The organism is Maribacter sp. UBA3344, from assembly GCF_002362375.1.
Classification (GTDB): domain Bacteria; phylum Bacteroidota; class Bacteroidia; order Flavobacteriales; family Flavobacteriaceae; genus Maribacter; species Maribacter dokdonensis.
On record NZ_DERI01000012.1, the window covers coordinates 311835 to 316930 of the forward strand.

Annotated in this window: 2 protein-coding genes; both read left to right on the top strand. The window is 41.4% G+C overall.

The annotated features are described in order from the left end of the window. A partial coding sequence (locus B2Z27_RS10625) for a CusA/CzcA family heavy metal efflux RND transporter (RefSeq protein ID WP_349677506.1) occupies positions 1–4237 on the top strand: 4237 nt, incomplete at its 5' end. 16 nt (positions 4238–4253) lie between these two features. Continuing rightward, the coding region (locus B2Z27_RS10630) for an efflux RND transporter periplasmic adaptor subunit (protein ID WP_286813630.1) at positions 4254–5096 on the top strand (843 nt) is incomplete at its 3' end.

Sequence of the window (5096 nt, forward strand, 5' to 3'; positions counted from 1 at the left end):
AGATATTGAGCAATTTGTTACCTACCCGGTAGAATTGGCTATGGCAAACCTTCCTGATGTTATCGAACTGCGTTCTGTATCTCGTTTTGGTCTTTCTGTGGTTACCATTGTCTTTAAGGACGAGGCGGGTACTTATCTTCCCCGGCAATTGGTGCAAGAGAAATTGACCGAAGTTGCTGGAGAAATCCCCGAAGGCTTCGGCACGCCATTTATGGCACCCATTACTACAGGTCTGGGAGAAATCTACCAATATACTTTAAAACTAAAAGAAGGCTACGAAGATAAATACGATGCTATGGAGCTTCGTACAATTCAGGATTGGATTGTAAAACGCCAAATGGCATTAGTCCCTGGAGTGGTCGAGGTCAATGCTTTTGGAGGCTATGTGAAACAATATGAAGTTGCCATAAATCCTGATAAATTAAAAAGTTTTGGCATTACAATGAATCAGGTTTTTGAAGCCCTGAAAGTGAACAACGCTAATACGGGAGGTGCTTACATCGAGAAAAACCACCAAGCAAATTTCATTCGTGGCGAAGGTTTGGCACGTAGTCTTGAGGATTTGGAAAACACCGTTGTAACCACACAAAATGGAAGCCCTGTTTTAGTGCGCGATGTCGCTGAAAAAGTGGGCTATGGGAACCAAGTGCGCTATGGTGCGTTTACACAAGATGGACACGAAACTGTTGGGGGACAAATACTGATGCTGAAAGGCGAAAGCCCTGGCAATGTAGTTGAAAATGTAGAGAAGCGCATCGCAGAAATACAAAAATCCCTGCCGGAAGGCGTTTACATAGATACGTTTTTAAGTAGAAGTGAACTTATCGGAAGGACCACAAGCACCGTTGAAAAAAACCTTATTGAAGGTTCATTGATTGTGATTTTCGTTTTGGTCTTGCTTTTGGGAAGTTTCCGAGGTGGATTGATTACAGCTTCGGTAATCCCTTTATCATTACTGTTTGCATTTATCTTGATGAAACAATTTGGGGTGTGGGCAAATTTAATGTCCTTGGGGGCAATCGATTTTGGTATCATCGTGGATGGCGCAGTTATTATTGTGGAGGGAATGGTATTTCACATCCATCAACGGATGAAGAAAACCACAACCGCCATTGGCCAGCCAGAAATGGATGAAATAGCCTATGAATCGGCAAGTACGATGATGAATTCTGCATTTTTCGGGCAACTTATTATCCTTATCGTATTTACACCGATTCTCTTTTTAACTGGTGTTGAGGGAAAAATGTTCCGTCCAATGGCATTTACTTTCGGATTTGCAGTTTTGGGAGCGATTATCCTGTGTCTTACCTACGTGCCAATGATTTCGTCAATGTTCCTAAAGCCTGCCAGAAATCAGAACAGTTGGTTTGCCAAATTTGAAAACAGGATTGACAGGTTCAGTGATAAAATAATGTCAGGGTTGAACAGGGCGTATGTACCCTTGCTCAATTTCGCACTTCGCTTTAGGGCTGGTGTCATTATTGGTGCGGTTGGGCTGTTATTGATTGCAGGATTTATTTTCAGCAATATGGGTGGCGAATTCATACCTAAATTTGATGAGGGCGATATTGCATTTCAAGCCTTGATAAAACCAGGGAGCAGTCTTACGGAATCCATTGAAGCTTCAAAAAAACTTCAAAATTTAATCAATGAATTTCCTGAAGTAAAAACAGTGGTCTCAAGAATTGGTGTTGCTGCAATACCAACAGACCCAATGCCAATGGACATTGCCGATAGCTATATCATTCTTGAAAAGGATAAGAGCAAATGGACTTCCGCAGATAGCAAAGAAGAACTTATAGAAAAAATACAGGAAAAAATTTCAGTTGTTCCCGGTGTAAACTTTGTGTTTACGCAACCTGTGGAACTTCGTTTTAACGAACTGCTTACGGGTGTTCGCGAGGACGTGGCCATCAAATTGTATGGAGAAGATTTGGGCGTATTGGCAGACAAGGTTCAGGAAATCGCAGCGGTTATCAGAAGCGTTCCCGGAGCGGCCGACCTGAATGTGGAAGCTACGAGTGGTTTGCCACAGATGACGGTAGAATACAATCGTGCAAAAATGGCACAGTACGGTGTAACCGTTGATAAGCTGAATGATTATGTAAGTGCCGCCTTTTCAGGAGAAGCGGCAGGGGTAATTTTTGAAGGTGAAAAACGCTTTGATGTGGTCATTCGTTTGGCGAAGGACTTTAGACAGGACATCAACAGCCTTAAAAATCTATATATCGATTTACCAAATGGTGCCCAAGTACCGTTAAAGGAAGTAGCGGACATCAGTTACAAACCTGGCCCAATGCAGATTTCAAGGGACAATACCTCGCGTCGTATTTCGGTAGGAGTCAATGTTCGTGGGCGAGATGTAAAATCGATGGTCGAGGAAATTCAGCAAAAACTGGAAACAGAAGTGAAACTGCCACCAGGTTATTTTGTAACCTACGGAGGTTCGTTTGAAAACCTGCAACGTGCGTCAGACCGATTGATGATTGTAGTACCTATTGCACTTTTTCTGATATTCATATTGCTCTATTTTGCATTGAGCTCGTTCTCGCAGTCGGTAATGATTTATATGGCAGTGCCTCTGGCGGCCATTGGTGGCGTGTTTGCGCTTTGGATACGGGGAATGCCCTTTAGTATTTCAGCGGGAGTCGGATTTATCGTGCTCTTTGGAGTTGCGGTATTGAACGGTTTGGTACTGATAAACAAATTCAACGAATTAAAAGAAAGTGGAATGACAGACTTAAGGAAACGAATATACGAAGCAACACACGAACGGTTACGACCAATTTTGCTAACCGCAACGGCGGCCATTATGGGCTTTATCCCAATGGCGATTTCTACCTCGGGAGGTGCCGAGGTACAGCGACCATTGGCAACAGTAGTTATTGGTGGATTGCTTACGGCCACGTTTTTAACCCTTGTAGTCCTTCCGGTATTGTATTATTGGTTGGAATCAAGAAAGGAACGAAACAATACTGATGGTGATGTAAGTTATATAAACAAATCCACGAACATTATAACCATATTGTTAATGATTGGTGGTTTGATGGCTTCAGGAACTGCCGTTGCCCAAGACGCGAGTTCAGGTGTTACAATATCAAAGACCTTGACTATAGACGAAGCCATTGCAATGGCAAAACAGAATTACCCATCGCTAAAGGAAAGTCAGGCTTTTATAGAGCGAGAGCGTGCCATGAAAGGAACAAGCTTCGATCTGGGGAGTACTTCCTTATATACAGGTAGGGAAGATCAAGGTGTACAGCAGGGAGCTTTGCGAACTTATGGTGTGCAACAGGGCAATATAGATTTGTTATCTGGTTTCTCAAAATCCAAGTACTACAAAGAACGTACCCAACTTGGAGAAAAATTTTATGCTCTAAGCGAACAACAGTTGGTGCGTAATGTGATGCAAGCATACGATCTCATCAATTACAATAAGGCGCAATTGCGTTTTGCGGAACAACTGGACAGTGTATATGCAAATTTTAGGATGGCAGCAGAATCTCGTTATGATACGGGAGAAACCGGAAAACTGGAATTTATTGCAGCCTCTTCTGAATATCAACAGATACAGGTATTACGACAACAGGCTTATGATGATATAGAAATAGCAAAAAGAGCTTTGAAACAGTATTTGGGGATTGATCAAGAAATTGAAACCGTAGGATCTACGTATGAACCGATAAATTTTTTGGCTGATTTTGATTCTTCATCTGTTGCAAATAATCCATTGTTGCAGTATTCATTGCAAAATGCCGAGGTAAGCAAAGCAAACATTGGGGTAGAAAAATCAGAATTCCTTCCAAAATTTAGTATTAGTTATGATAAGCTTAAATATAATGATATATCTGGATTTAGTGCATATCAAGCAGGTATAAGTATTCCATTGTGGTTCTTACCGCAAAAATCAAGGGTCAAGGCCGCTAAGGCAGATGCGATGGTTGCCGAAAACCAGTATCTGGAACAGAAGGCCATAACAGAAAGTAGGGTTTCCCAACTTTTAAAATCCTTGGAAAAGACCCAAAAGACACTTGATTATTATCAAAAAGGTGCGTTAATTTTAGCTGAAGAACAGATTACAACGGCAGAACTGGCTTCAAAGGAAGGTGAAATAGATTATGTAAACTATATCACAATCCTTAACAGTGCTATAAGAATCAAGCAAAACCATTTACAATTTATCAATCAGTTTAACCAACAAACCATAGAGTTACAATATCAGTTGGGTAATCTATAATATAAAAAGAAGAAAAATGAAGAATATACTATTAGTAAGTACCGTATTATTTGCACTTATGTTTATGAGTTGTAACGATGGCAAAAAATCTGAACTTGGGCATAACGAAGCTGAAGGCGTATCAAAAACCGAAGCTGCTGGCGAAGAAGGTCACGACGACGAAGAAGGCCATAGTGAGGAAGAAGGCGTTGTAGAACTTACAAAGCAACAGGCTGAAACCATCGGTTTGGAAATGAAACCTCTGGAGGAACGGAATTTAGGGAACAACATTAAGGTAACGGGTACGCTGGAACTTTACCCACAGGACAAGGCGAACATCAGTCCGTTTGTTGGTGGAAATGTGAGTTCCATAAAAGTTGTACCTGGAGATAACGTAAGCAAAGGACAGGTGCTTGCGTATATTGAGCATCCAGATATCATTGCAATGCAACAGGATTATCAGGAAAAAAATGACGAGCTGGTCTTTTTGAAACAGGATTTTGAGCGCAAGCAGACCCTTTATGACAAAGGTGTTTCTTCTGGCAAGGAATTTCAGATGGCACAGTCAAAATTTCGTTCCACAACATCCAGTGTCAATGGTTTGCGGTCCCAATTGAGATTGTTGGGCATTAACCCGGACAAGGTGGCTGAAGGCCAAATATATTCCGCAGTTCCCATTACCACACCCATAAGTGGCTATGTGGATGAAGTAATGATTAGTCTGGGCGATTATGTGGCACAACAATCCAAAATGTTCTCAATAAGCGATAATTCAAAGATTTATGTCAACTTCAAAGTATATGAGAAGGACATAAAGCAAATCAAGAAAGGGCAACAGATATATTTTTCAACGGCTTCTCGTCCAGATGAACTGCTTAAG